The sequence below is a fragment of the Allorhizobium undicola ORS 992 = ATCC 700741 genome (genome assembly GCF_000621665.1).
GTDB lineage: Bacteria > Pseudomonadota > Alphaproteobacteria > Rhizobiales > Rhizobiaceae > Allorhizobium > Allorhizobium undicola.
The window spans coordinates 197,998-222,318 of sequence record NZ_JHXQ01000004.1 but is presented as its reverse complement, the minus strand read 5'-3'; the positions used below and the strand labels follow the sequence as shown (position 1 = coordinate 222,318).

Below are 24,321 nucleotides of genomic sequence, written 5' to 3'. Positions count from 1 at the left end.
GTCAAGCTCCGGTCAGGTCATAGGGGCGGGCAAGCAGAACGGCATCGCCGCTGGCAAGCGAGAGCGTCACGGCACCGTCCGCCACGTTGGAAATGGTTCGGGAAGAGCCGAAAGGCAGCGTGAAATCCCGCAGAGGATAGCGCGCGCCTTCGATGCAAAGCCCTTCCAGCCGGGAAAATCCCAGCACGGAAAACAGCGATCCCTGCGGCAGGTCAGGTGTCAGGGGTTTTCCCGCCAGAAGCGGCCAGGCCTCCTCCTCGCCGGAGGTGAGATGAACGTCAAGCCCCTGATTGGCAAGCGTCACGGACAGGATGAGGTGCATCAGGGCCTGATCGGACCTTGCCCCGCCCATGGCGCCCACCAGCACCAGCCTCCTCGCCCCCAGCGCCAAGGCCTCCTCGATGGCGATCTCGCCATCCGTGAGGTTCTTGCGCGGTGAATGGGTCTGGCGCGGAATATCGGCAAAATCGGCCTGCGCAAGGTCATCGGAACTGTCGAAATCACCCACCCATAGTTCCGGCTTCAGGCCAAGCGGCAAGGCATGGCGCATTCCGCCATCGGCAGCAATGACGCGGCTTGCCGCAATCGCGGCCCCAAGGCGTGGCGTGAGGCGCACAGGCCCGCCCAGCAGAATGGTGAAGGTGGCGTGGTTCATGCCCTGCCATACTGCATAATTTCCGAAATCGGAATCGATTTGCGGGAAAATTATGCAGCGCGGGGATGGGTTGCGGCGGAGCTTTCTGCGATTTTCGTTGATTCGCGACCGCCATCGGCGTATGAAACGCGCTCATCGTGGTGATTTGGCCGGCCGGCTTGCAGCCACGTTAAAAAAGTCGCTAAAGGGCCGAGGCAAGTCGATGAACTTCCGAGGTCATGGCGATTTTTTCAAAAGCCGCCGGTCTATACGCGAAACCTTCGCCGTAACAGGAAGTTGGACCATGCCGATCAGGATTCCCGATACCTTGCCCGCCTTTGAAACCCTCCTGAACGAGGGTGTGCGGGTCATGACCGAGACGGTGGCTATCCGCCAGGATATTCGCCCCTTGCAGATCGGGCTTCTCAACCTCATGCCGAACAAGATCAAGACCGAGGTGCAATTTGCCCGCCTGATCGGCGCATCCCCCTTGCAGGTTGAATTGTCGCTGGTGCGGATCGGCGGCCACAAGGCCAAGAACACGTCGGAAGACCATCTTCTGTCGTTCTACCAGACCTGGGAAGAGGTAAAACACCGCAAGTTCGACGGCTTCATCATCACCGGCGCGCCAGTGGAAACGCTGGCCTTTGAAGACGTGACCTATTGGAACGAAATCGAGCAGATCTTCGACTGGACCGAGACCAACGTCCATTCCACGATGAATGTATGCTGGGGCGCCATGGCCGCCATCTACCATTTTCACAAGGTTCCAAAACATCCGCTGAAGGAAAAGGCGTTCGGCGTCTATCGCCATCGCAATCTTGCGCCTTCGTCCATCTATCTCAACGGATTTTCCGATGACTTCCAGGTGCCGGTTTCCCGCTGGACGGAGGTTCGCCGCGCCGACATCGAGAAGCATCCCGAACTCGATATCCTCATGGAATCCGACGAGATGGGTGTGTGCCTCGTGCAGGAAGGCCGGGGCAACCGGCTCTACATGTTCAACCACGTGGAATATGATTCGACCTCGCTGGCCGACGAATATTTCCGCGATGTGAACGCTGGCGTGCCCATCCGGATGCCGCATGATTACTTTCCCCATAACGACGACAGTCTGGCCCCGCTCAACCGCTGGCGCAGCCATGCCCATCTTCTTTTCGGCAACTGGATCAATGAAATGTACCAGACCACGCCCTATGAACTGGAGGAAATCGGCAAAGGCCGGTAAAACACCGCTGCGATTGCGAGAGGAGAGACAAGGATGCGCGAAGAATTCGGAAAACTGCCTGACGGCACCCCGGTCGAGCGGGTGACGCTTGCCGGTGGCGGCCTGACCGCCAGAATTCTCACCTTCGGCGCGACGATCCAGGATCTGCGGCTGACGGGCCATGCACCGGCACTGGTGCTGGGCTTCGAAACCCTGGCCGATTACCTTGCCCATTCGCGCTTCTTCGGCGTCACGCCGGGCCGCGTTGCCAATCGCATCGCCAATGGCCGTTTCATGCTGGATGGCGTGGAGCACGCGCTGGAATGCAATGAGCGTGGCGTCACCCATCTGCACGGGGGCAGTGACGGGCTTGCCCTGCGCAACTGGTCGATCGTTGATCTTGCCGACGATCGTGTGACGCTCGAGATCCTCGATCCGGCGGGCCGTGCGGGCTATCCCGGCAATCTCACCGCCCGCGCCACCTACCGGCTGATGCCGCAGGGCGTGCTGAACGTGCGTTACGAGGCCGTGACGGATGCGCCCACGCTCGCCAATCTTTGTCAGCATTCCTATTTCACGCTGGACGGTTCGCAAGACATTCTCGATCACGAGCTGGAAATCGCCGCCGAATCCTATCTGCCGGTCGATGCGCGGCTCATTCCGCTTGGCCACCAGCAGAAGGTGGAAGGCAGCGCCTTCGATTTCCGCGTCAGCCGGCCCATCCGCTTCGAGGAGGCGGGCGCGCAGGTGCCTTACGACCACAATTTCTGCCTTTCCGCCGCCCGTGTCGAAAAGCGCCCCGTGGCCCGCGTCTTCAGCCCGCTTTCAGGCATTACCATGCAGGTCGCCACCACAGAGCCCGGCGTGCAGTTTTATGCGGGCGTCTATGTGAATGTGCCGGTGCCCGGATTGCACGGCCATCTTTACGGCGCCTATTCCGGACTTTGCCTGGAAACGCAGATCTGGCCGGACGCAATAAATCATCCCGGCTTCCCCAATGCGGTGCTGCGTCCGGGCGAGCGGCTGGTGCAGGAAACCGATTATACTTTCCAGAAGAGCTGACACAACCGGATGACGGTGTTTCACCCATAGCGGATCGGGATCATGCTATGGGAGGACATCATGGTCAAGAAACGGAAAACCGGAAGTCAGCTTTCGGAAATGCCGGGACTGCGCACCGGATACGGCGCATCGACGACGTTGCCTATTCCGGCACCGGCACGTCCATCCGCTCCAGATGCAGCACCCGTGGCGAAAACGCCTCTGCGAAAGCCGCGGATCGGCCAAGATAGATCAGCGTGGTCCCATCGAGGTCTTGCATGACATCGGTCAGCAGCTTGACGGTTTCGGGTTCGAGCCCTTCCAGGACATCGTTGAAGATTGCCCAGCGCGGCTTTCGCAACAGGATATGGGCAAAGGCCAGCGACATCTGCTCTTCCTTGTCCAGGATCCTGTCCCAGCGCTGCCGTTTCATCAGGTCGGGGCCGAGACGGCTGAGCTTTACTGCCTTCAGCGCGGCAATTGCCTCGGCTTCGCCATAGCTGTCGGCCTCTTCCGGGTAGGCGAGAATATCGATCAGCCTGCCTTCCGGCAGATAGGGCGTCTGGGGAACGAAAAGAAGATGATCTTCCTCCGGCAGAACAATGGTTCCCTCGCCATAGGGCCACAGGCCCGCCATGGCATTGAAGAACTGCCGCCGGTTCACGCCGGGGTCGCCATTGACCATCACGCGCTCTCCGGCGCGAATGACCGGCGCCTTTTCACTAATGTGGTAGCCACCCCATTGGGCTTCGGCCTCCGTGGGCGTGCGGATATAGACATCTTCAAAGGCCAGTTCGCCGGGCTTTCCGGTCGTGATCGCAATCTGCCCGCTGCCAGCCTGCGTCAACTGCGGGCTGGTCAGGGCGGAGCGCAAGGTCATGACGCGCAGCAGCGTTGCTTTCCAGTCGGCAATGGCGCTGAAATTGTCGATATACCAGCGCAAGGCAGTATAGACCTGCGTAAAAGCGGAAGCCGCCATCATCAGGCCCCCGAAGGTCATTGTACCGGAAAAATAGGCGGGCGAGGCAATCAGCACCGGCACGATCAAGGCCAGCCAGCCAAAGGAGGCGGAAACCCAGGTAAGATTGGTAAGCCCCATGGCCAGCTTGCGAATGACCGATAGAACCTGATCGATCGTGGCATGGATGGCGCGCAGCTCCACGGCCTCGCCTCGGGCAAGGGCAATGGGTTCCAGATGCTCGTTGGTGCGCATCAGCGCCGCACGCATTTCCGCCTCTCGCGCATAACGGTCGGCATTGATGCGGGTCAGCGTGGCGCCCACCAGATTGGAGGCGAGAGCTGCCGTTCCCGCATAAAGAAGGGCACCCCAGACCATGTAGCCGGGAATGGCAATCCGGTGGCCGAATATCGTCAATGAAAAATCGCTCGACATCTGCCACAATACGCTGATGAAGCTGATCAGCAGGATTGTGGATTGCAAGAGGCCTATGGTCAGCGATGTCGTGGTTTCCGCAAGCTTGCGCGCATCTTCATGCAGGCGCTGGTCAGGATTGATGCCAAGCGGGCTTGAAACCGAAAGCCGATAGGCGCGGCGTCCCTTCAGCCACTGATCGACCATGTCACGGGCAAGGCCTTCACGCATATAGAGCGCCGTCGTCTGGCTGAACCACGTCTGCGCCACATTGATGACCAGCAGAAAGGCGGCAATCAGGAAGAAATTCTGCAACTCCTGCCAGAATGCCACCAGATCGCGATTTTCCAGGGCATTGTAGAAGGGTTGGTTCCAGCGGTTCAGCAGGAGCTGGCCATAGGTCAGCAGAAGGATCACCGCGACAAGCGATAGCGACAACAGGATGACCCGCCCGCGCACGCGGCTTGCCCAGAAGGATTGCCCGGCAACGCGCAATTGCTCACCAAAGCGCATCTCCTGCACGTTTTCAGGCTCTTCAGGGGCACGTAGCTTGGCAGACATCATCATCAAAAGGTCTCATGGCATCGGGTCATGCTGTCGGCTTTCACGTCGCACGGAAGCGAATCTGCATGACACTAACATGTTCCGGTTAACGGCATTCGCCAAGATGCAAGCCGAATCGACCCGTCGCCACCTTGCCTGATGCAGCGCTTCGCGCTATTTCACCCATAGCTCTAACGGGGTGCAAGCTTGCTTGCTGAGAGGCGTGACGCCAACCCGCGGAACCTGATCCGGCTCATACCGGCGGAGGGATTAGACGCGTCGATCAAACACGCCCTCATCCCGCAATTTTGTTTTTAACAGGGGGCAGACATGACTTTCATCCGCTTCATCACTTGCGCCGCTGCTGCGGTTTCGCTGTCCCTTGCCGCTGCGGCAAGGGCCGAAGACAAGGTGCTGACGATCTATACCTATGACAGCTTCATCTCCGAATGGGGGCCGGGGCCGCAGGTCAAGGAAGAGTTCGAAAAGACCTGCGCCTGCAAGGTCAACTTCGTGGGCATAGAGGACGGCGTGGCCCTGCTCAACCGGCTGAAGCTGGAAGGCCCCTCCGCCAAGGCCGATCTGGTGCTCGGCCTCGACACGAGCCTGACCGAAGAAGCCAGCAAAACCGGCCTGTTTGCCCCCCATGACATTGATGCAAGCGCCGCATCCGTGCCGGGTGGCTACAAGGACAGCGTGTTCGTTCCCTATGACTATGGGCATTTTGCCGTCGTCTATGACAGCCAGACGCTGAAAAACCCGCCGAAAAGCATGAAGGAACTGATCGAGGGCGACCCGGCTCAGAAAATCGTCATCCAGGATCCGCGCACCTCCACGCCCGGCCTTGGCCTTCTGCTGTGGATCAAGGCAATCTATGGCGACAAGGCGCCGGAGGCCTGGGCAAGGCTGAAGGACCGCGTGCTGACCGTAACCCCCGGATGGTCGGAGGCCTATGGCCTGTTCACCAAGGGCGAGGCGCCGATGGTTCTGTCCTATTCCACCTCGCCTGCCTATCACATCGTCGAGGAAAAGACCGACCGCTACAAGGCCACGGAATTTTCCGAGGGCCATTACATCCAGATCGAAGTGGCGGGCCTTCTCAAGGCATCGCGGCAGCCGGCGCTGGCGCGGGATTTCCTGCGCTTCATGCTGTCGCCCGCCTTTCAGGACCAGATCCCCACGAAAAACTGGATGATGCCGGTGGCCAAAACATCCGCGCCCCTGCCGGAGGCCTTCGCAACCCTCATCAAGCCGCAAAAGACCTTCGACATGCCGTCTGAAACGGTCGCGGAGAACCGCAAGGCATGGATCGCGGAGTGGCAGGCCGCCATGGCGGCGAAGTAGGCATGACTTTGACCGCAAGCCCGCGCCCTGCACTGGCTGGCGGCTTTGCCGGTCTGGCTCTGCTTGCGCTGTTCATCGGCACGGCACTCTCCGCGCTCTGGCTGGAAACGGCTGGAAGCGGGTTTGCCGCCTTCAGCGCCGTAACCTTCGCCATCTTGCGCTTCACACTGTGGCAGGCAGGGCTTTCAACCCTGCTCTCCCTTGGTTTTGCCCTGCCCGTGGCACTGGCGCTGGCCCGTCAACGCCGGTTTGCGGGCAGGCAAATGCTGATCCGTCTGATGGCGATACCCCTGGGGCTTCCCGTGCTGATCGGTGCGCTTGGGCTGCTCGGCATCTGGGGGCGGCACGGGCTCGTCAATCAGGGGCTTGCGGCATTGGGGCTGGAACAGCCGATCAGCATTTATGGCCTGCCGGGCATTCTTCTGGCGCATGTGTTCTTCAACATGCCGCTTGCCACCCGCCTGCTTCTGGCCGGACTTGAGCGCATTCCCGCCGAATACTGGCGCATGGCGGCAAGCCTTGGCATGGGCAGGCTTGCCGTGCTGCGGCTGGTGGAATGGCCCGCCATGTCCCGCCTCATTCCCGGCATTGCCGGGCTGATCTTCATGCTTTGCGCCACAAGCTTCACGTTGGTGCTGGTTCTTGGCGGCGGTCCGGGTGCCACGACCCTGGAGGTTGCGATTTATCAGGCACTGCGCTTCGACTTCGATCCACCCCTGGCCGTCTCGCTGGCAGGGCTGCAATTGCTGGTGACGGGGCTGCTTCTTCTGATTTTCTCGCTCTGGCCAGCACCGGAGGAGGCCGGATTGACCGACCAGCGGCCAATCAGACGTTTCGACGGCGAAGGCCTTGCCGTGCGGCTGGCGGACTACCTTGTTCTGCTGATTGCCCTGATTTTCGTGGCCGCTCCGCTTGTGGACATCGCGGCGGCGGGCCTGAAGGCGGATCTCGGCAGGCTGCTTGCCGATGCCGCCGTTCACCGGGCCATTGCCACAAGCCTTGCCGTGGCGCTGCCTGCCGGTTGCCTCTCGGTCATGCTTGGGTTTGCCTTCATTGAAGCACGGATGGCATTGCAGGCCTCACGCTCTGGCGGGCGAGGCGCGCGCGCGCTGATCTGGCTGATCGATGCCGCCTCCTCGCTGGTGCTGCTGGTTCCGGCAGTGGTGCTGGCAACCGGCTGGTTTCTGCTGCTGCGCAGGCTTGGCGAGGTCTCGGCTTTTGCCGCGCCGGTGGTTGTCGTCATCAATGCGATGATGGCCCTGCCCTTTGCCATGCGCGTCCTGCAACCGGCCATGGAAGTCCACCATCAGCGCAATGACCGGCTGGCGCTCAGCCTTGGCCTTTCAGGCTTTTCCCGGCTGCGGCGGCTGGATTGGCCAGCCCTGCGGCGCCCGTTTTTCATGGCGCTGTCCTTCGCCATGGCGCTGTCGCTGGGTGATCTGGGAGCCGTGGCGCTGTTTGGCGCCGACCAGTTGACGACATTGCCCTGGCTGATTTTTGCACGCCTCGGCAGTTACCGCAGCACGGATGCCGATGGGCTGGCCCTGTTGCTTGGATTGTTATGCCTGGTTTTCACGCTTCTCGGCACGGCCGGAAAGCAGAAGGAGGAACCGTCATGACGGGGGATCTGAAAACACGCCGGGAAAATGGCCTGTGGCTAGATGATGTCAGGCTCAACCTTGGCGCGGTCGCGCTCCATTTCAATGCCGCTTTTGCCTCAGGCGCCATCACTGCGGTCATCGGCCCCTCAGGCGCGGGAAAATCCACGCTTCTCAATCTTGTTGCAGGCTTTGAAACGCCGGATCGGGGCAAAATCCTGTTTCGGCGTCAAGACCTCACCGACCTGCCCGCGGCACGGCGGCCAGTCTCCCTGATCTTTCAGGACAATAATCTTTTCGCGCATCTGGACCTGGCCACCAATATCGGCCTTGGCATCGATCCGGCATTGCGGCTTTCGGCTGAAGACCGTGCGGCCGTCAGCGAGGCACTGGCGCAGGTCGGTCTTGGCGGATATGAGCGGCGCAAACCGGGAACCCTTTCCGGCGGGGAGAAGCAGCGGGCTGCCTTTGCCCGCGCGCTGGTCCGCAGGCGGCCCATATTGCTGCTGGACGAGCCCTTCGCGGCCCTTGATCCCGGCCTGAGGAACGAGATGGGAGACCTGCTTCTCGCCCTGAGACAAAAGGCCGATGCCACCGTCCTGCTGGTCACGCATAATCCCGACGACGTCACACGGCTTGCCGATGAAATTGCGTTTGTTCATCAGGGAAGCCTTGACCATCTGCTTGCCCGGGACCAGTTTATCGCAATGCGGGATGTCCCTGAACTGCAAGGATTTCTGGGCAATGCATGACTCTGGCTTGCCATCTGCCAGCCTTATTTTGGACGTGTAGAAATGGGATTGAAGCGCAGAATGAACAGGAAATGGATCAAGTATTAATAAATTCTTATCGATCCTGCCTGTTTTCTGCTGCATGGAGTAAAGCATGTCGCGTAAAAGTGTCAGCGGTTTTACGGTAACGACATGCTGAGCAGAAACCATGTCGCGTAAAAGTGTTGGCGGCCTTACGGAAGAGACATGCGGGCCGGAAGCATGAGACGGGAAACAGGAGAGCGCGTGACGGGCTCGGGGGACAGGAAAAGCCGGAAGCAGGCGGGCAGGATCACCTGCCGCAACGGGCAGGGTGAAAGGGCAGGGCTAAAGGGCCAACGTGCTTTCGCCGTTGCGCGCCTTCCCGCAGTCTGCCTTGTGATGCTTGGACTTTCCGCCTGCCAGTCGATGTTCGACCAGTCCTATCAGGCCAGCATTTCGCCCTCTTCCACGCCGCAGACTGTCGAACAGGTCCAGAAGAACGACCCACGGGCGCAAATGGGCGCGCGCGAGCATCCCCGCATCGTGGCAAGTTACGGCGGGGAATATCACGATGCCAAGACCGAACGGCTGGTGGCGAAAATTGCCGGTGCCTTGACGGCTGTCTCGGAAAATCCCAAGCAATCCTACCGCATCACCATTCTCAATTCGCCAGCCATCAATGCCTTTGCCCTGCCGGGCGGCTATCTTTACGTCACCCGTGGCCTGCTGGCGCTGGCCAATGATGCTTCGGAAGTGGCAGCCGTGCTGTCGCATGAGATGGCCCATGTCACGGCCAATCACGGCATAGAGCGGCAGCGGCGCGAGGAGGCGGAGGTGATTGCCAGCCGGGTTGTGGCGGAGGTTCTCTCAAGCGACCTTGCCGGCAAGCAGGCGCTGGCCCGTGGCAAGCTGCGCCTTGCCGCCTTTTCCCGTCAGCAGGAATTGCAGGCCGACATGATCGGCATCCGCACGCTGGGCGAGGCCGGTTACGATCCCTATGCCGCTGCCCGCTTCCTGGATTCGATGGCTGCCTATCAGCATTTCAATTCCACCGATCCCACCGCCGATCAGAGCCTGGACTTTCTTTCCAGCCACCCCTCTACGCCGCAGCGGGTGGAGCTTGCCCGCTCCCATGCCCGCAATTTCGGCCCGGAGGGCACGACGGGCGACAAGGGACGGGATTATTTTCTCGATGGTATCGATGGCCTGCTCTATGGGGACAGCCCGCAGGAAGGCTATGTGCGCGGCCAGACCTTCCTGCACGGGGCGCTTGGCATTCGCTTCGACGTGCCGGACGGCTTCCAGATCGATAACAAGGTCGAAGCGGTCATGGTCACTGGCCCCGGCGACATCGCCATCCGCTTCGATGGCGTTGCCGATCCGGAAAACCGGACCCTGACCAATTATATCGCCAGCGGCTGGGTGACAGGACTGGTGCCCGACAGCGTGCAGCAAACCACCGTAAACGGCATGGAGGCCGCCACCGCACGCGCAAGCGCTGACCGCTGGGACTTCGACGTGACCGTCATCCGGCTGGGAAGTCAGATTTTTCGCTTCGTGACCGCCGTTCCCAAGGGCAGCGACCAACTGGAGCCGACCGCAGACACGCTCCTCCGCACCTTCCGCAAGATCACCCCGCAGGAGGCGCAATCGCTCAAGCCTCTCAGGGTGCGGGTGGTTGAAGTGAAGGCCGAGGATTCGCTGGCTACCCTTTCGGCCCGGATGATGGGGACGGATCGAAAGCTCGACCTGTTTCGCGTCATCAACGCGCTGCCAGTCGGGCAATCGCCTGCCCCCGGCAGCCGCGTGAAGATCGTTTCCGAATAATCGGATATGCTCTCGGGTGTGTGGATTCGACGTTGGGAGAGGCGAAAAAGGTGATTTGCGAGAACCGGAGCGGAGTGTACTTAATGTACATGAGCCTAGGTAAGCGCAGTAAACTGCCGTTTGCAGCCCCCGCTCAAGGGCGAATCTCTACACACCCAGTGCAAATCAAAGTGTTGCAGCGTCCTTTTCGGAGGCCGATCTTGCCGGCGTCGCTTCATTCCGGGCGAATTTTATCGTCTTCGAACTTGGCGCCCAAAGCCCTGGCTCCCTCGGCAAGCGCCAGGAGATTTCGCCGGATACGTTCCTGCATGACGCGTGCCAGCTGAGGATATTCCTCCAGCAGGCGGTGAAAGAGGGGGCGTGGGATGCGGATGACCTCGGATTCTTCCAGGGCGACGGCGGTGTATTTTCGCTCGACCATGGTGGCAAGTGCAAGTTCCGAAAGCATCGTGCCCGGCTGCGCCACGCCGCTGACCTGCGGCTTTCCGTCCCGCCCGGCATTGGAGAGTTCAAAGCGGCCTTTGATGACCACATAGGCGCATTCGGCGGGCGAGCGTTCCCGAAACAGCAGATGCCCGGCCGAAATGGGGCGATGCTCCGATCCAAAGGCTATCAGCCGGAGCTGATCCGGCTCCAGCCCCTGAAACAGGGGCAGGGCCGCCAGAATGTGCATATCGTCGTTCAGCGCCATGTTTTCACCTCAAGGCAATTCGCCGACCGGCGATGCTGCGATCGTGATCCTATCAGGGCACGATCTTGTAGCCACCATTTTCCGTCACCAGAATTTCGGCATTGGACGGATCTTTCTCTATCTTCTGACGAAGCCGGTAGACATGGGTTTCCAGCGTGTGGGTGGTGACACCGGAATTATATCCCCAGACTTCTTCCAGCAGAACATCGCGGGTCACGACCTTCTGCCCGGCGCGGTAGAGGTAGCGAATGATGGCCGCTTCCTTTTCCGTCAGGCGGATTTTCTTGCCATCTTCGGTGGTCAGCAGTTTCTGGCTGGGCTTGAACAGGTAGGGGCCAACCGTGAATGTCGCATCTTCGCTCTGCTCATGCTGACGAAGCTGGGCGCGAATACGCGCCAGAAGCACGGCAAAGCGGAATGGCTTGGTGACATAGTCATTCGCGCCCGCTTCAAGGCCGAGGATCGTATCGGAATCCGTATCGTGGCCGGTGAGCATGATGATCGGAGCCTTGAAACCGCCCTTGCGCAAAAGTTTCACCGCCTCGCGCCCGTCCATGTCAGGCAGGCCCACATCCATGATCATCAGATCGATCTGGTTGGCGCGGGCTGCCTGCACGCCCCGCGTTGCGTTGGACTCCTGCTGAATGGCAAATTCTTCGTAGAGAGAAAGCTGCTCCACCAGCGTCTCGCGAAGATCGTCATCGTCATCCACCAGAAGGATCGTCCGGGCTGCCATTGAAATCTGTCTCCATTGTCGAATGGAAAGGCGGATAGGCCTTGTCCTTGTGCGTATTGTGTTACGTAATGAGCCTGGAAGACAAGAGAAGTCACAGACTATGCAAAAATCCGTGAAGATGGCAAAAAACTGCGGTGTCAAACTGTTGAGGCTGCAAAGGCGGCCTGCAAATCCCATGCAGGGGTTGTTGCAGGCAGGGTCCATCACCTTCCCGGCAGCGCTGGGCCGCGGCGGCATATCCGCCTTCAAACGGGAGGGCGATGGCGCCACGCCGCGCGGCAGGCACAGGCTGGTTCACGGCTTTTATCGCGGCGCAAGGCCCCCGGCCGCCCTGACGCTTGCGCGGCTGACCAGGCGCATGGTGTGGTGTGACGCCCCGGCCCATCCCGCTTATAACCGGCTGAGCCGCCTGCCGCTTCCCGTCAGCCACGAGCGCTTGTGGCGGGACGATCGCCTCTATGATGTCTGCATCGTGATGGACTGGAACATGCGTCAGCGCAAGCGGGGCTGCGGGTCGGCAATCTTCTTCCATCTGGCACGGCCCGGTTTTCTGCCCACGGAAGGCTGTGTGGCGCTATCTGCCCGCGATATGCGCCGGTTGCTGCCGTTTATCGGACCAGACACCGTTCTGATCGTGTGAAGCTACGAAATACCGCCGCCAACCTTTTTTCACGGCGGTTTCGGCCTATCTGTTTCCGGATTGACGTCTCTCGCTTGAATTCTCACGCTTTTGAGGAATGCGAGACGCCTTCATCTTTTGTCTTCCGCATACAGAACGGAGATTTCCCGTGACACAGCAATCCCAGATTTCCTTTCACGATGGCCATTCCATTCCCCAGATCGGTCTTGGTGTCTGGCAAACGCCGAATGATGGCGCCGCCCCGGCGGTCAAGGCGGCATTGGAAGCCGGCTACCGACATGTGGATACGGCGGCGGTCTATGAAAACGAAGAGGGCGTGGGCAAGGGTATTGCCACCTCGGGTCTCGACCGGAAGGACATCTTCCTGACCACCAAGCTCTGGAATGACGAGCAGGGCTTCGACAAGACGCTCAGAGCCTTCGAAAAAAGCCTGACGCGGCTGGGGACGGATTATGTCGATCTCTACCTCATTCACTGGCCATCGCCGCATCGGGGCCTGTTTGTCGAGACATGGAAAGCCTTCATCCGGCTGCGGGAGGAGGGCCGGGTGCGCTCGATCGGCGTGTCCAACTTCTATCCCGAGCATCTCCAGAAGTTGATCGATGAAACCGGCGTCGTGCCCGTCATCAACCAGATAGAGCTGCATCCCGACTTTCAGCAGCGCGAAGCCCGCGCCTTTCATGAGAGGCACAGGATTGTCACCCAATCCTGGAGCCCGCTGGGGCAGGGAAAAATTCTGGATAATGCGACGATTGCAGGCATTGCCCGACGCCATGGAAAGACGCCTGCGCAGGTGATTATCCGCTGGCACATCGACAATGGACTGGTGGTGATCCCGAAATCCGTGACGCCTTCGCGCATTGTCGAGAACGTCAACGTATTCGATTTCCGTCTCACTGAACATGATCTGGCCGAACTTGCGGCACTAGACAACGGCAGCGCGCGCATCGGCCCGGATCCGATGACGGCAAGCTTTTAAAGCACGTTGCGACTTATCAGCCTCAACGTGCTTTACAGCGCCGTGCGCTTTATCAAGCGCACGAAGGACGCTGTAACACTTTAAAACTGCTGCACACTTTTGCGCGACATGCTCTAATTTCACGTGAATCATTCAGCATGTCCGGTTTCGCCGATCTCCATGGAAAGATCGGCGAAACGGAAAAAGAAAACCACATGCGCCATGGCGCAAGGGTCACTTCCAGTCGCGGATGTCCACGAAGTGACCGGCAATGGCGGCAGCGGCGGCCATGGCGGGCGATACGAGATGCGTGCGGCCCTTATAGCCCTGACGGCCTTCGAAGTTGCGGTTCGAGGTCGAGGCGCACCGTTCACCGGGCTTCAGGCGGTCGTCGTTCATGGCAAGGCACATCGAGCAGCCCGGCTCGCGCCATTCGAAACCCGCTTCCTTGAAGATCTTGTCCAGGCCTTCGGCTTCCGCCTGTTCCTTGACGAGACCGGAGCCCGGAACCACCATGGCCGAAACCGTGGAAGCGACCTTGCGGTCCTTGATGACGGCGGCGGCGGCTCGCAGGTCTTCGATGCGGCCATTGGTGCAGGAACCGATGAAGACGCGATCGATGGTGATGTCGGTGATCTTCGTTCCCGGAGTCAGGCCCATATAGTCGAGAGCCCGCCACTTGGAGACGCGCTTGGTTTCATCTTCGATATCGTCGGGATTCGGCACCACGCCCTGAACCGAAATCACGTCTTCCGGCGAAGAGCCCCAGGAAACGATCGGCGGCAGGGCGGCGGCATCCAGCACCACGGTGCGGTCGAAATGCGCGCCTTCATCGGAAAACAGCGACTGCCAGTAGGAAACGGCACGATCCCAGGCCTCGCCCTTCGGCGCGCGCGGCTTGTTGCGGATATATTCGAAGGTCTTTTCGTCCGGCGCGATCAGGCCAGCGCGGGCGCCGCCCTCGATGGTCATGTTGCAGACCGTCATGCGGCCTTCCATGGACAGCGAACGGATGGCTTCACCGGCAAATTCGATGACGTGGCCGGTGCCGCCAGCCGTGCCGATTTCGCCGATGATGGCGAGAATGATGTCCTTGGCGGTCACGCCTTCCGGCAACTGACCATCCACGCGCACCAGCATGTTCTTGGCCTTCTTCTGGATCAGCGTCTGGGTGGCCAGAACATGCTCCACTTCGGAGGTGCCAATGCCGTGGGCCAGCGCGCCGAAGGCGCCATGGGTGGAGGTGTGGCTGTCGCCGCAGACAATGGTCATGCCCGGCAGGGTAAAGCCCTGTTCGGGACCGACAATATGAACGATGCCCTGGCGCTTGTCCTTTTCGGAGTAATATTCCACGCCGAAATCGGCGGCGTTGCGGGCCAGCGCCTCGACCTGGATGCGGCTTTCCTCGTTCTTGATGCCCTGATGGCGATCCGGCGAGGTGGGGACGTTGTGGTCAACCACGGCCAGCGTGCGCTCCGGTGCGCGAACCTTGCGGCCTGCCATGCGCAGCCCTTCGAAGGCCTGCGGGCTCGTTACCTCGTGAACGAGATGACGATCGATATAGAGAAGACAGGTGCCGTCTTCCTGGCGATCGACCAGATGGTCATCGAAAATCTTGTCGTACAGGGTGCGGGGTGCGCTCATGGCTCTTCATCCGTCGGGTTCAAGGGGTATGGATCATCCCGACCACAAAGCCATCATGAAATTCGGGCGGAAGTCGGGATACAGTCTTGCGAGGCTCGGCTCAGGCGGCAACGTAATCGTTGAGTGCGCCATGCACGCGCGCGAAAAAGCGGGCCGGAAGACGCTTGTGGTCTTGCAGCACACAGATATACGGCGTGAGACATCCGAATTTCGATCCCATGGCGCTGCTCTACCAGTTTTCACCGCCTTCGGCAATCCAGCGGGCAGGCTTCGGCCATAGAAATGATGGCACGTCTTTTCTTATGTCTTGACTGCCCGGCCTTTGGTCAGCAGGGCCGTGAGGTCGGCGGCAAAAGCGGATATATCGAAAATACGGCTTGCCGATAGGCTTTCCGCGATCCTGCCGGTCCATTGCTGGCGAAGACCAGGATGCTGGGCGAGCGCCACTGCCTTCTGCACGTAATCTTCCGGGCCGGTGGCGACAAGATCGTCCAGCCCTGCGGCGGCCAGCAGGCTGGCGCTTGTCCGTCCGCCAGCAAGCCTGCCGCGCATCGTCACCACCGGCCGATGCGCCCAAAGCGCCGCCTTCGTCTGTCCCAGCCCGTTGAACGGCACGGTATCGAGTGCCAGATCGGCCTGTGAAAGCCAGTCCGGGATTTCGGTGTCGGCGGGCGCGGGGGAGACGATCAACCGATCCTCCGGGAGATCGAGGCTGCCGAACCAGCGTTTCGCATTGGCCTTGGCCAAGGCATCCGGCAGTCCGAGCCATAAGACTGTGTTTGGAGCGGCCGTCAGGATTTCCGCCCAGAGATCGGCGGTCTTCGGTCCGATATGCGCGGGCGGATGGAGTGCTGCGATAACCACGGCGTCGGCGGGCAGGCCAAGACTTTCCCGGCTAGTCGCGGCGCTGGCGGGCACCGGGGGAGCTGCGGTAAAGCAGGAGAACGGCGGCAGTTGCGGCAGGCCGCAAAGGCCTTTGCCTGCCGGTCCAGCCAGATGGGTGTCCGGGATGAAGCCGTCGCAAATCTGTCCTTCGCGGGGGCCGGGATAGCCGGCAAGCGCCAGATGCAGCGGGCTTATGCGCCGGGTGAGAAGTTGCGGTCGCCATGCGGCCGGGCCGCCGGTATCGATAATCGCATCAAACCCTTTGGCGGCGAGCGCTGCCCGCGCCTGATCGTCGTCCAGACCGGCAATCAGCAAGGAGTGGACGCCCTCGGGCGGCTCTCCGTCGCCGGTGTCGATGAACCAGATTTCGGCGGCCTCGGTGAAGGGAGAAGCGGCGAGAGACTGGAGCAGCAAGCGGCTGCCGTCATATTGTTCCTCGCGATGGCCAAGCCAGCCAATCTTCAGCGGTTGGCCCGTTCCTGCTGCCTGTGGAGCCACCACGTCCTGTCCCCCGCCGCCGGCAAGAAGACGGACCCTGCGGTCGAGAAGCACATCATCTTCGCACCAGGCCAGAAAATGCTCGGGCGGTTCCAGTGCAAGCAAGGCCTCATCTCCCGCCCGCAACCGATCGAGGAGGAGTTGCGTCATGATTCTTTGCTCGTCGATGGCCATATAGCGTCGCAGATCGTGGAAATACTCCCGAAGCATCGCCGGGGTTTCCTGACCGCTCCGCAGCATTTTTCGACAAGTCTCCATGCGCGATAGCGCTTTGGGGGTGTCCGCCTCGATGATTTGCCGCTTCATCTCGGCGGCGATCTTCCTCAGGGCGGCGGATTTCTCTGGCAGCAGCGTCGCGGCGCGCAGATAGAGATTGCCGGCTTGCGAAAGCTTTCCCATTTTCGCGGCAGATTGGGCAAGCATCAGCAGATGCTGGGGCTGAACGGGATATGCATCGGCCACGATGCGCGACAGCTCTTGATAGGCCAGCGCAAAATTTCCCGTCTGATAGGCTGCAAGCGCCGTTTCCATGGCTATTGGTGATCCGTCGTTCTCTGGTTTGAGGACCCCTGTTAGCGCGCCTGCTTTGCTCCGGGCTTTCCCCTTTTCATTTTGCAGGGTCAGCGTCGCGCAAACCAATCCCGCTACAGCAGTCGCAATTTCATGCGCGGGCTTTCGCCTTCTTCTGATCGGTATCGCAACAAGGGAGCAGACATGCAGCTTTCGATCGTCATGCCAAGCCGGCGTTGCCTTGAGGCGTCGCGCTTTGCCATCGAAACGGCCCTGACCTTTGCGGAAAAAAGCGATGCGATTGTCATTGTTTCCGACAATTCCGGTGATCCAGCCAAAAAGCAATGGCTTGATGGACTTGGCCCCCGGCTCTTGAGGCTTGAATCGCAAGCACGGACAGGAATAGACAATCTCGTCCATGGCCTTGATGCTGTTGCGACACCCTATCTTTTCCCAATGGGTGATGACGATGCGCTGTTTGCCATGGATGGTGAGATGTCGGTGGCGCTGGAAGATCTTTCTGTCGATGTGGTGGCGCTTCGCCCGCAAACAATTCATTGGGCGGATTTTGGCGGCGCGCTCAAGCGCATCTGCCCTTCATTCATGGCCGAAACGGCGGGTGAGCGGCTCAGCGATTACGGGCAGAAGACGGGCGGGACCAACGCCCTCTACTATAGTTGCTACAGAACCGCCGTTTTCCGGGAGATCATCCGGCATTTTCACCGCCATCATCCGACCCGTGGCCTCTATGCCGACTGGGCCTTCGTCATTGCGGTGCTGACCTGTGGCAAGATCGTCCATAATCCGGCATGGCTTTACATGTACGATGTCGCGCAATGGTCTACAGATGAGGCCGTGGAAGGCTCGAACGTTTCGATCCTGTCCCAGATTGGCCTGGAGGCTGTGCCTCCCGAGGTGATCTCTCTTCTGCTGTTTGCCGATATCTACTGTTTTACCCGCTGGTCTGGCCTGCCAGCCAAACAAGAGGCACGGCGGCAGGTGCTCGATCGGACATGTCTGGGGTATCTGAAAGGCTTTGCGGCACCTGTCCAGGGCGAGCCCGATCGCTTTCCGCACGAAATTGTCGAATATGTTGCGGCTCTTGCGCGTATTCCCACCATAGAACAAGCGTTTGAGGCCGTTCTTCCCGTTTTCGAGGCGATGAAGCCGGGTCTCGGCGAAAGCTACAGGCGCTTTTCCGAGATTGACCCCGTTCGTTGATACGGGAGAAAAATGCTCACCGTGAGGCCTGCCTTTGCCTCAGCCTGCGTTCGACGCCGCGCAGCACAAGCGAAAGCCCGATGGTGAGAACCAGATAGATATAGGCGACGATGGAATAGGTTTCGAAAAAGCGGAAGGAACCGGAGGCATAGATCTTTCCGGCCTGGCTGACATCGGCCACGCCCAGCACCGAGACGAGGGAGGAGTCCTTCACCATGGACACGAAATCGTTGGAAAAGGGCGGCAGGATAACGCGGAATGCCTGAGGCAGGATGATAAGGCGAAACCGTTGGCCCCGCTTGAGGCCGAGCGATTTGGCCGCCTCTATCTGACCTGGATCCACCGATTGGAAACCGGCCCGGAAGATTTCCGCGAGAAAGGAGGAATAACCGATGGCGAGCGCGAAAATGGCCCGCCACATCAACGAGACATCCCGCACTTGCAACGGCTCAAGCAGGCCGGTGGCGAAAATTGGCTGTGCGAGGCTGTTGTAAAGCCAGACGAAGCCCGGCGCGCCAACGAAGGCGATATAGAAAAGCAGCACCAGAATGGGAATGCCGCGCAGCAGTTCCACATAAAAGCGCGCTGCCTGCCGCAGCAGCAGATAATCCGAAAGCCCGGCCAGCGCCACCAGCAAACCCATCAGCGTGGCAAGCGAGAAGGCGCAGACGGTGACGATGAGCGTGATGCCGATGCCGCGTGCGACCGTTGCAAAGACCTGCGCATAAAGATCATTGACGACAATGATCGTGGCAAGGCCAAGAGCGCAGGAACCCATGGCCACGAGCCACCAGGGAAAATCGCCGTTATCGGCGGGTCGGCGATGGGTTGGCGCCATGGAACCGGCCTATTCGCCCATTTTGTAATCGACGAACCATTTTCTGTTCAGCTTTTCCAGCGTGCCGTCAGCCTTCAGGGCGGCAATCGCGGCATTGACGGGTGCGACCAGATCCGATCCCTTGGTGAATATAAAGCCGAAATCTTCCGTGCCGAGCGGCTGGCCGATAATCTTCAGGCTACCGCCGGAGGCATCCACATAACCCTTTGCCGCTGTGCTGTCGGATAGAACGAGATCGACGTCACCGGTCTTCAAGGCCTGGACTGTGGCGCCGAACGTCTCGAACAGCTTGATGCGCGGGTTCTGCTCATTGCCGTCCAGCACTTCGTAGACGGCGGTGTAGAAGGGGCTCGTTCCCGGCTGGGCTGCGATCAGCCCCTTGTCGAAGGCCTTGAAGCTTGCGGCATCGGTGAAGCGTTTTTCATCGCCGCGCACCAGCATCAATTGCTGCGAACGCATATAGGGATCGGAAAAATCCACCTGCTGCTTGCGCTCTTCCTTGATGGTGATCCCGGTCATGCCGATATTGTATTGACCGTCCGCGACCGCCTGGATCATCGCATCCCAGGAGGTGTTCTGGTACTCGAGCTTGAAATTCAGGCGTTTCGCAATCTCGTTCATCGCATCATATTCCCAGCCAATCGCCTGGCCGGATTTGGGATCCACGAATTGCAGTGGCGGATAGGCGTTCTCCGTCACGACGATCACCTTTCGCCCCTTGATATCCGGCAATTCGCCAGCCATGAGCGATCCGGCAAGAGCAAATATCGCAAGAGCGGCGAGAAAAGGACGGCGAAGCAGCATAAGGGCATTCTCCTGACATATATGAGAACGACAGTGTCACAGGAATGGGCGCTTCTTCAAGAGAGATGCGACTGTTATGAGACGGCTCTTTGAATATCTCCATCAATATTTTTAATTTCTAATATTTACAACGGCTTATGTCTGCGCCGGCCATGCAGGGCGGCTTCAGGAAGGGCCAAGGGCTACCACAACGGGAGCCTGATGCACATCGGCAAGAATTCTCGCCTCCATGCGGTAGATGCGCCGCAGTCTTTCCTCGGTCACGGCTTCTATGAAGGGGCCTTTCGCCTCCAGCCTGCCTGCGTCCATCAGCATGACCAGATCGCCATGGCGGGCGGCGAGGTTAAGATCGTGAATGGCGATGATGGCCAGTGCTCCATGATCGCGAACATAGCCGCGCAGCAATTGCATGACGCGCATCTGGTGGGAGAGATCGAGCGCGCTGGTGGCTTCGTCGAGCAGCAGGAGCTTCGGGCGCAGGATCAGCCGCTGGGCAAGCATGACCAATTGCTGTTGCCCGCCAGACAGGCTGTCCATGCGACGGGCTGCAAGATCGGCAAGCCCAAGGGCTGAGAGAACCTCGGCAGCGGCGTTGAAATCGCCATTCTTGAGGCGTAGGCCAAGCTTTTCGTGGCGTGCAAGCAGCAAAGCCTGAAGAACGGTCAGGCCCGCCTGCGTCCGGCAGTGCTGCGGCATATAGGCAATTTCGTGCCGGGCAAGCGGGGCGCCCTTCCACAAGACCGCGCCATGGCAGGCAAGGCTGCCGGCAAGGGCGGCAAGCAGCGTGGATTTTCCCGCGCCGTTCGGGCCGATGCAACTGACCAGCGCACCCTGTGGCAGGGAAAGAGAAAGTTTTTCGACAATCGCCTTGCCGCCGCGTTTGACGGTGAGGCCTTCAATGGTCAGGGCCTGTCCTGTCATTAATCTCTCCCGTGGTGGAGGACGAGGGCAAGCAGGACCGGAACACCGGCAATGGCGGTGACGATGCCCACCGGCAGGGCGCCGCCCGGCGCGATGATCTTGCCGATCAGCGAAGCGCAGAGCAGCAAGGCTGCTCCCGACAAGGCCGATAACGGCAGTGAAAGACGGTGATCCTCGCCCACCAGTGCCCGCGCCAGATGCGGCGCGATCAGGCCGATAAAGCCGATGGTGCCGACGAACGAGACAGCCGCCGCCGTGAGCAGTGCCACGAGGCAGAAGCTTCCGCGACGCAATCTTTCCACCTTGAGGCCGAGGCTCGCGGCATTTTCCTCTCCCAGCCTGAGAAGGGTGAACTGCCAGGATTGGCGAAGCGTCAGGGGCAGGCAGAGGAGCAAAACGCCCCCGGTTATCACAACGCCCTGCCAATTGGCCTTGAGCAGGCTGCCGAACAGCCAGAAGACAATCTGCTGCAACACTTCCGGGCTTGCCAGATATTGCAGCAGTGCCTGGAGCGACTGAAAGAGAAACATCACCGCTGTACCCGTCAGAACGAGAATGGTGGGGCCAGCGCCGCGCATCAGGGCGATGGCATAGACCAGCGCGCAGGCCAGCAAGGTCGTGAGAAAGGCGGCAAGCGGCGTCAGAAGATAGGAAGATACGGGCAGATAGCCACCGAAAACGATGGCGAGTGCCGCCCCGAAACCCGCCGCTGCCGAAAAGCCAAGCGTGAAGGGACTTGCCAGCGGATTGTCGAGAATCGTCTGCATCTGCATTCCCGCCAGACCAAGGCAGGCGCCCACGAGGGCCGCCAGAACGGTTTGCGGCATCCGCAATTGCCAGAGAATGATGGCGTTCAACCTGTCACCGGCAAAGGGGCCAGCCTTCAACTGGGCAAAAAGCGCATCGAGCGGCAGGCCGGAGGGGCCAAGCGCAAGATCAGCCACCATCAGCGCCAGCAGCAGGGCGAAAAAGGCAAGCACCATGCCTGCCTGCCGGGTGACTGCGCGACGATGAACGTCGCGCAGGTTTTCCGGCGTGATCTTCGCCGTGCTGTTCATTGGCTGGCCGCATCATAGGGCAGCATGAACACGCCGTCGGCCTTGACCGGTAGCCAGCTATCGTAAAAGCGGCGCAGGTTTTCCGCCGGATCTACATCCTTGAAAGCTTCGGGATAAAGTTGTTTTGCGACATATTGCGCATAAACATAATCCGAAAGTGTACGGGCGCCGCCATGATAGATGGCGTGGACGCCGCCCTTGGCCACGGCGGGGAGATCCTGCCAGCCCGGACGGTTGATATAGGGCGTCATGGCGGCCCGGATACGCTCCTTGTCTGCCCCAAACCCCACGGGAACGGCAAGTGGCCGCTTCAGCCATTCGGAGCCTGCGAGAAAGATCAGGTCCGGCTTCTGGCTCAAGACATATTCCGGGCTGAGCGGCCCCCAGTTGCCGATCTGGCCGTTGGCGATATTGTGTCCGCCCAGCCGGGTCACGAGGGCGCCCCACATGGTGTCGCCGTAGGAGTTGCCGATTTCACCCGCGCCCTTCTGGGCCAGTTCCACATAGACCTTTTTCGTCGTCGGCCCTGCTGAGCGGATGCGCCGGTCAATATCGTCCATGGCGGCGCGGTAGTTTTGCGCCAGCGCCTCGGCGCGGTTCTCCGTTCCCATGGCCTTGCCCAGCGCCAGGGTGGAGGCCACATGTTTTTCCACGGTCTGGCTGTTGTAATCCAGCGTCAGAACCGGAATGCCAGCCTCCTCGATGCGGTGAACATTCTCGCCCAGCGCATCATAGGACCAGGCGGCCAGCAGCACGAGATCGGGCCGGGCGGCAATGACCTTCTCGACGGAGAAGTTGCCATCTTCGGTATTGCCAACATCCGGCAGGGAGGAAAGGCGCGGCAGAGCCTTTTCGTAGGCGGCGAACTGGTAGGGACGCCAGTCCTTCCATGTGCCAAGCGACAGGGCGACCACCTTGTCGATGGCGCCGGGCCCGGCAACAGCCAGATAATCCTCGTAGTAGAAGCCGAGAACGACGCGCTCGGCGGGTTTGGCAAGCGTTACCTGACGTCCCTTGACGTCGGTGATGGTGATGTCGGCCCGGGCGGGCTCGAAAGAAAGAAGGCCAAGCGCGGTCAACGCCAGGGCAAGAAGCTTTTTCATGGTGATGTTCCGAACGGAATGAGGAGAGAAGCCTTCAGCGGTTCCCGGCGCGGTCCTGCAAAAAGGTTGTGCCGCGCTGCCGAAATGTTCAGGAAAAGCAGAAGGGACCCGTGGGCAAAACGAATGCCCGACGCTCAGACGGCCGGAAGGGGTGGCCCGCGAGAGGTTCTGTTCGGAGAAAAGTGGCGCGCATGAAGGGTCTGCGCCAGCGCGGGGAAAACCGCAGGCGATGCCGCTCCGGCAAAAAGGCCATCGGAGACGGCAGGGGCGGGCAGCAGAACGCTTGCCTGTAGGCGGCAGGCCTCGCAGTCCTGCGCTTTCAGATGACGGTTGTCCTGCCGGGTCTTGTCAGCCCCCTCTCCGGCGGAAAGGGTGGTGGCCTGTTCGCTCTCGTGAACCGTGATGCAGAGATCGGGAAGGGAGCCATCCGGCAGGCGGGGAACGGCGCTGGCAATGGACGGCGCTGCTGTCGCCGCCAGCAGCGGCATTTTGTGACCAAAGCCAAGCAGCAGCAGGGCCAGCACGCAGATTGCGTGGACTGCCATTTGCCATCGCTTCGACCTGTCGATCCGCATCATCCGCCCGTTGCTGTTACTAGAGCCTTTCACTGTTTCACGGAAACGGTGAAAGTCTCTAACTATTTGTTTTTACGCATTTCCGGACGGAAAACCGGTTTCCACTTTTCCTGAAAATGCTCTAGTTTTGATTAGCAGCAGGAAAATCTGCGCGCAAGGCGGGATGATGTTGAAATTATCACTGGGCAAAATCCGGGGTTGAGCGGTGCCGCGAACCTTCTGATTTTTCTCTGGACCTTATCCCGTCGGAAAACAGAAAAGGCGGCCCGAAGACCGCCCTTTCAGGATCAGAAGAGCCGGATCTGCTTATTCAGCAGAGGTTTCGGCTGCCTTTGCGGCTTCGGCAGCGGCCTTTTCAGCGGCCAGAGCCTGTGCTGCTGCAATCTTTTCAGCTTCCAGACGTGCCTTTTCCTCGGCAACGGCCTGACGCTCGGCTTCGTTGAGCTTGCGGGCGCGGGTGCCGGTGTTTTCGACGATACGGGCAGACTTGCCGCGACGGTCGCGCAGGTAGTAGAGCTTGGCGCGGCGAACCTTACCACGACGAACGACTTCCACGCTTTCGACCAGCGGGGAGAAGATCGGGAATACGCGCTCTACGCCTTCGCCGTAGGAGATCTTGCGAACGGTGAAGCTTTCGTTGATGCCGCCGCCGGAGCGGGCAATGCAAACGCCTTCATAGGCCTGAACGCGGGTACGGTTGCCTTCCGTAACCTTGACGTTGACGCGCAGCGTATCGCCCGGAGAAAATTCCGGCAGGGTGCGCTTGGCGGCAATCTTGGCGGCCTGTTCGGCTTCCAGCTGCTGAATGATGTTCATTGGTCTAACCTTTCGAGTTCTTCTCAACAGCCAGAGCGCTCAACCCTTTCCTCCTTGGACCAGCCTTGAGAGGTTACGCCTTGCGGCGGGAGCGGTTATCCTGTC

At 60.2% G+C, this 24,321-nt stretch carries 22 protein-coding genes and 2 riboswitches; of the genes, 9 read left to right on the top strand and 13 right to left on the bottom strand.

Annotated features, from left to right (window positions below; genetic code table 11):
• Nucleotide 1: 1 nt before the first annotated feature.
• Complete coding sequence (locus tag T424_RS0106665; protein WP_027487046.1) at nucleotides 2-655, bottom strand: thiamine diphosphokinase; 654 nt, start codon at nucleotides 653-655, stop codon at nucleotides 2-4.
• Between the two features lie 127 nt (nucleotides 656-782).
• A riboswitch (SAM riboswitch) is annotated at nucleotides 783-860 on the top strand.
• Between the two features lie 78 nt (nucleotides 861-938).
• On the opposite strand from T424_RS0106665, the gene metA reads away from it, so the two are divergent.
• Together metA and T424_RS0106655 are read left to right on the top strand one after the other, a co-directional pair.
• Nucleotides 939-1,862: a homoserine O-acetyltransferase MetA gene (gene metA / locus T424_RS0106660; RefSeq protein ID WP_027487045.1), complete on the top strand. Its 924-nt coding sequence runs from the start codon at nucleotides 939-941 to the stop codon at nucleotides 1,860-1,862.
• Between the two features lie 33 nt (nucleotides 1,863-1,895).
• On the top strand, nucleotides 1,896-2,903 hold the full coding sequence (locus T424_RS0106655) for an aldose epimerase family protein (RefSeq protein ID WP_037066809.1): 1,008 nt from the start codon (nucleotides 1,896-1,898) through the stop codon (nucleotides 2,901-2,903).
• Between the two features lie 142 nt (nucleotides 2,904-3,045).
• Here the strand turns inward: T424_RS0106655 and T424_RS20330 are convergent, their stop codons facing one another.
• Entirely contained in the window at nucleotides 3,046-4,821 is a 1,776-nt protein-coding gene (locus tag T424_RS20330; protein ID WP_051558823.1) for an ABC transporter ATP-binding protein/permease, read from the bottom strand.
• Nucleotides 4,822-4,982: 161 nt separating this feature from the next.
• A riboswitch (TPP riboswitch) is annotated at nucleotides 4,983-5,084 on the top strand.
• Nucleotides 5,085-5,127: 43 nt separating this feature from the next.
• Here T424_RS20330 and thiB point away from each other — a divergent pair.
• From thiB to T424_RS0106630, 4 genes are all read left to right on the top strand, one after another.
• The gene (gene thiB, locus T424_RS0106645; RefSeq protein WP_027487043.1) at nucleotides 5,128-6,141 is read left to right on the top strand and encodes a thiamine ABC transporter substrate binding subunit; all 1,014 of its coding nucleotides are present in this window, start codon (nucleotides 5,128-5,130) and stop codon (nucleotides 6,139-6,141) included.
• A 2-nt stretch (nucleotides 6,142-6,143) separates the two neighbouring features.
• Nucleotides 6,144-7,760: a thiamine/thiamine pyrophosphate ABC transporter permease gene (gene thiP, locus T424_RS0106640; protein WP_027487042.1), complete on the top strand. Its 1,617-nt coding sequence runs from the start codon at nucleotides 6,144-6,146 to the stop codon at nucleotides 7,758-7,760.
• Nucleotides 7,757-8,491 carry a thiamine ABC transporter ATP-binding protein gene (locus T424_RS0106635; RefSeq protein ID WP_027487041.1) on the top strand — a complete coding sequence of 245 codons (735 nt, stop codon included), beginning with the start codon at nucleotides 7,757-7,759 and terminating at the stop codon, nucleotides 8,489-8,491. Before thiP ends, T424_RS0106635 begins: the two co-directional genes overlap by 4 nt.
• A 399-nt stretch (nucleotides 8,492-8,890) precedes the next feature.
• Nucleotides 8,891-10,318, top strand: a complete 1,428-nt coding sequence (locus T424_RS0106630) for a M48 family metalloprotease (protein ID WP_037066865.1) — start codon at nucleotides 8,891-8,893, stop codon at nucleotides 10,316-10,318.
• 214 nt (nucleotides 10,319-10,532) lie between these two features.
• Here T424_RS0106630 and T424_RS0106625 read toward each other — a convergent pair whose 3' ends face one another.
• Both T424_RS0106625 and T424_RS0106620 read right to left on the bottom strand, forming a co-directional pair.
• Nucleotides 10,533-11,009, bottom strand: a complete 477-nt coding sequence (locus tag T424_RS0106625; RefSeq protein WP_027487039.1) for a cyclic nucleotide-binding domain-containing protein — start codon at nucleotides 11,007-11,009, stop codon at nucleotides 10,533-10,535.
• A 52-nt stretch (nucleotides 11,010-11,061) separates the two neighbouring features.
• Nucleotides 11,062-11,745: a response regulator transcription factor gene (locus tag T424_RS0106620; protein ID WP_027487038.1), complete on the bottom strand. Its 684-nt coding sequence runs from the start codon at nucleotides 11,743-11,745 to the stop codon at nucleotides 11,062-11,064.
• A 100-nt stretch (nucleotides 11,746-11,845) separates the two neighbouring features.
• Here T424_RS0106620 and T424_RS0106615 point away from each other — a divergent pair, with 100 nt between their 5' ends.
• Both T424_RS0106615 and T424_RS0106610 read left to right on the top strand, forming a co-directional pair.
• Nucleotides 11,846-12,385: a L,D-transpeptidase family protein gene (locus T424_RS0106615; RefSeq protein ID WP_051558822.1), complete on the top strand. Its 540-nt coding sequence runs from the start codon at nucleotides 11,846-11,848 to the stop codon at nucleotides 12,383-12,385.
• Between the two features lie 148 nt (nucleotides 12,386-12,533).
• Nucleotides 12,534-13,364, top strand: a complete 831-nt coding sequence (locus tag T424_RS0106610; RefSeq protein WP_027487036.1) for an aldo/keto reductase — start codon at nucleotides 12,534-12,536, stop codon at nucleotides 13,362-13,364.
• Nucleotides 13,365-13,577: 213 nt separating this feature from the next.
• Here the strand turns inward: T424_RS0106610 and leuC are convergent, their stop codons facing one another.
• The gene (gene leuC, locus T424_RS0106605; protein WP_027487035.1) at nucleotides 13,578-14,987 is read right to left on the bottom strand and encodes a 3-isopropylmalate dehydratase large subunit; all 1,410 of its coding nucleotides are present in this window, start codon (nucleotides 14,985-14,987) and stop codon (nucleotides 13,578-13,580) included.
• A 300-nt stretch (nucleotides 14,988-15,287) separates the two neighbouring features.
• Entirely contained in the window at nucleotides 15,288-16,901 is a 1,614-nt protein-coding gene (locus tag T424_RS0106595) for an O-linked N-acetylglucosamine transferase family protein (protein WP_027487034.1), read from the bottom strand.
• Between the two features lie 183 nt (nucleotides 16,902-17,084).
• On the opposite strand from T424_RS0106595, the gene T424_RS0106590 reads away from it, so the two are divergent.
• A complete protein-coding gene (locus T424_RS0106590) occupies nucleotides 17,085-18,101 on the top strand; it encodes a glycosyltransferase (protein WP_037066806.1) in 1,017 nt (338 codons plus the stop codon).
• Between the two features lie 16 nt (nucleotides 18,102-18,117).
• Here the strand turns inward: T424_RS0106590 and T424_RS0106585 are convergent, their stop codons facing one another.
• The 7 genes from T424_RS0106585 to rplS form a co-directional block, all read right to left on the bottom strand.
• Complete coding sequence (locus T424_RS0106585) at nucleotides 18,118-18,939, bottom strand: amino acid ABC transporter permease (RefSeq protein ID WP_027487032.1); 822 nt, start codon at nucleotides 18,937-18,939, stop codon at nucleotides 18,118-18,120.
• A 9-nt stretch (nucleotides 18,940-18,948) separates the two neighbouring features.
• Nucleotides 18,949-19,743 carry a transporter substrate-binding domain-containing protein gene (locus T424_RS0106580; RefSeq protein WP_027487031.1) on the bottom strand — a complete coding sequence of 265 codons (795 nt, stop codon included), beginning with the start codon at nucleotides 19,741-19,743 and terminating at the stop codon, nucleotides 18,949-18,951.
• Between the two features lie 165 nt (nucleotides 19,744-19,908).
• Nucleotides 19,909-20,664: an ABC transporter ATP-binding protein gene (locus T424_RS0106575; protein ID WP_027487030.1), complete on the bottom strand. Its 756-nt coding sequence runs from the start codon at nucleotides 20,662-20,664 to the stop codon at nucleotides 19,909-19,911.
• Nucleotides 20,664-21,722 (bottom strand): FecCD family ABC transporter permease, encoded by a 1,059-nt coding sequence (locus tag T424_RS0106570; RefSeq protein WP_027487029.1) that lies wholly within the window; start codon nucleotides 21,720-21,722, stop codon nucleotides 20,664-20,666. Before T424_RS0106570 ends, T424_RS0106575 begins: the two co-directional genes overlap by 1 nt.
• Nucleotides 21,719-22,825 carry an ABC transporter substrate-binding protein gene (locus T424_RS0106565; RefSeq protein ID WP_027487028.1) on the bottom strand — a complete coding sequence of 369 codons (1,107 nt, stop codon included), beginning with the start codon at nucleotides 22,823-22,825 and terminating at the stop codon, nucleotides 21,719-21,721. The genes T424_RS0106570 and T424_RS0106565 overlap by 4 nt, the downstream gene beginning before the upstream one ends.
• A gap of 134 nt (nucleotides 22,826-22,959) precedes the next feature.
• Entirely contained in the window at nucleotides 22,960-23,370 is a 411-nt protein-coding gene (locus tag T424_RS20325; protein WP_161712537.1) for a DUF2946 family protein, read from the bottom strand.
• 336 nt (nucleotides 23,371-23,706) lie between these two features.
• Complete coding sequence (gene rplS, locus T424_RS0106555; RefSeq protein WP_027487027.1) at nucleotides 23,707-24,216, bottom strand: 50S ribosomal protein L19; 510 nt, start codon at nucleotides 24,214-24,216, stop codon at nucleotides 23,707-23,709.
• Nucleotides 24,217-24,321: the final 105 nt, after the last annotated feature.